Below are 2,491 nucleotides of genomic sequence, written 5' to 3'. Positions count from 1 at the left end.
GGCCCTTAAAAAAAATGAATTGGCAAGGGTCTAGTTTCGTATTGCCTAAAAGTTACTTTAAGCGTATCTAGATTTTCCAGTTAGTTTCCATATTTCTTCCGAATATAGAAATCTAACTGGATGAAATCCATTTAGTTTCCTCCTGCAGCCCACATCTGAAGCGGTACTATCCACCAGGCATGAAAATCATGGTTTCCTCTAACCAAAATCAGGTCTACTTTTCCCCGGTTGTCCAACTTTACTTGGCCGCAATCATGCCTTATGCTGCGGCTTCAGCTTCTCTTCCAGCAGCCCCATATAAAGCCCGGCGGAGATTTCTGCAACTGTCCATCCCGATTCGATCGCCCATGGGCCCCAGCCGACATCCGCCGGAGAGCCGAACACTTCCATCAGCTCCACGTCGAACGCCCGCGCCCACGCTCCATCGATCATCGGATCATCGCTTTCGATTTGTGCGTTCAGCATGAATCTTGCCGTCTCCATCCAACATTCCTTGAACCAGGCGTCATCGGTAATGAAATAGGCCTGCATCCAAGCGATGGGCAGCCAGTTGTTCGTGTACAGAAGGTCGGCGACGGGATCCCCGTTGCGTCCGAGCAAGGAGCTTTCTCCCGAGCCCGCTTGATGCCGCATGGACGCCTGATACCCTTCGTCCCATTCCAGATATGCCCCACTGGGATGGGCAAACTTCTGCAGATCGTGGGCTACCCGATACAGCCACTGGAGGTGCTGCTCTTCCTCCGTCACGGCATACAGCCAAGCGAGCGGAAGTATAAGCCTGCATAGCTCCTGGGTCTGGCTCTGCTCCCGTTTGGTCTCCGGGTACACTTTCATAATCGTCGTTAATCCCTTGACCGCGGCCGTTCTATATTCCTCGCGTCCGGTAAGCCGGTAATAGATGCACAGAGCGGCGAAGTAATAAGCGTTATAGTGAGCGCTCGGCAGATCGCCTGGCGTAGTGGCCAGCTTCTCCAGCTGCTCGGGCGTCAATTGGTTATTGTCGGTGCGGAATCGGCGGGTTCCATCCGTTCCTGTGGTGCGGATAAGGAAATCGAGAATGTCGGCACACTCGTCCAGCCGTTCGGATGTCCCTTCGTAGAAGCAGCGGAACAGGTGGGGAAGCAGTGCTCGCGCCACATCGTCCTGATAACAGACTCCCCAAGCTTCATCGGTCCAACGCATCATGCCGTATAGGGGACCGGGCTCCCGATTGACGTAATGGTCCAGGACGTAGCCGGTCAATTGGTTGGAAATTCGCTGGCTTCGGGTATTGCCGCTTATCAGCGAATGCAGCCAGAACGGCAAGGCCAACTCTCCTATGCAATCGACACGGCGGATGCGGCTGAGCCGCTGCCGGCCGGTATAGTCGATTTCCGTCCCGAGCCCTTCCAGGGCGCCGCCGCGTCCTTCATCGATCAGCATGCCGGAGCGTCTGACCCATTGCAGTGCCCGGTCGGCCGCCATAAGAATATCGGAAGCATCAAGTGCATCCGAAGAAGGACGGGCTTCGGCTCCAACTCGGTAGCTGCGAGGAAAATCGTCGATGTGGTTGGCGATTTCTTGACCATACAACCAGTTCAGGATAAAGCCGATCAGCTTCCGCACTCTTCGCCATGGAGCATGACGAGCTTTGGCAAAGTTCGCGAGGCGGAACGCACAAACGAGCAGCCGGTCGTCGGCCTCAAACCAAAGTGCCCGTTCTCGCATAACTTCAGGCTCCTTCATATCGGCTGTTTCCATTCGCCCATGGGCTTGTGCGATAAAGAAGGAAAGGAGCGGTCTGGTTGACGAGCACGTAAACTCATGCGGACGAAGCCGTTCCCCGAACTGATCGTCGATCAGCGCCCCGTCAGGCTCATTCTCCAGCCAGCCTGATGTCACGACAGCAAGCCTTTCGTAACGGGTAGGGACTGGAGGCTCGAAATATACATTTCCAATACTGCCGACGAATTCGGCAAAAACCCTTTTGCCTGCACAGCATTCCCGCTCAATCAGCGTTCTTGCGGGGGGAGGGAGGAGCATCGGCTTAGGGGCCGCCCCTCCCAGAAGGGCGATTGAATCCACCGCCGTCCAATCGACCGCCGCGGCATCGTCCGGTTTTACAATCAATAGGTCCGGGTCCAAGCTTTTCATCAGTGACAGCAAATCGCTTTCGGTATCAGTAATAACGGCTACACGCCGTCTGGAATGTGTCTTATCCAATTGAAAATAACCCCCTGCCATACTAAATTCGAAGTTTCAAAGAACTTGTACTGCTGCCTAGTGCCTAAAGTCGGCCTCCTAAACTCTCACAGAATAAAGTAGCATTCCGAGAATAAGGAACCTAGAGGAATAATGTTAGAAAATCAGGATTATTGTGATCACATCAAAGCTGCCTGGGGCAGCCGTATAGTGGCACAAGAAGTCAAGACAGTTTTTTTTAATTTTTAAGGTGTGAAATCATTCACGAAGCGTTCTTTTGATATATTGTTGGAGGGGAGATCCCCCGCCG

At 53.5% G+C, this 2,491-nt stretch carries 1 protein-coding gene; it reads right to left on the bottom strand.

Going from position 1 to position 2,491, the window contains the following annotated elements; translation table 11 throughout:
• Positions 1-252: 252 nt before the first annotated feature.
• Entirely contained in the window at positions 253-2,202 is a 1,950-nt protein-coding gene (locus FS806_RS25100) for a hypothetical protein (RefSeq protein WP_260982256.1), read from the bottom strand.
• Between the last annotated feature and the right edge of the window lie 289 nt (positions 2,203-2,491).

Origin of the sequence: Paenibacillus sp. 32O-W (genome assembly GCF_007679495.1) — a bacterium.
Lineage (GTDB): Bacteria > Bacillota > Bacilli > Paenibacillales > NBRC-103111 > Paenibacillus_L > Paenibacillus_L residui.
The sequence above is the reverse complement of the archived record's forward strand: the minus strand, read 5'-3'. Positions and strand labels throughout refer to the sequence as shown.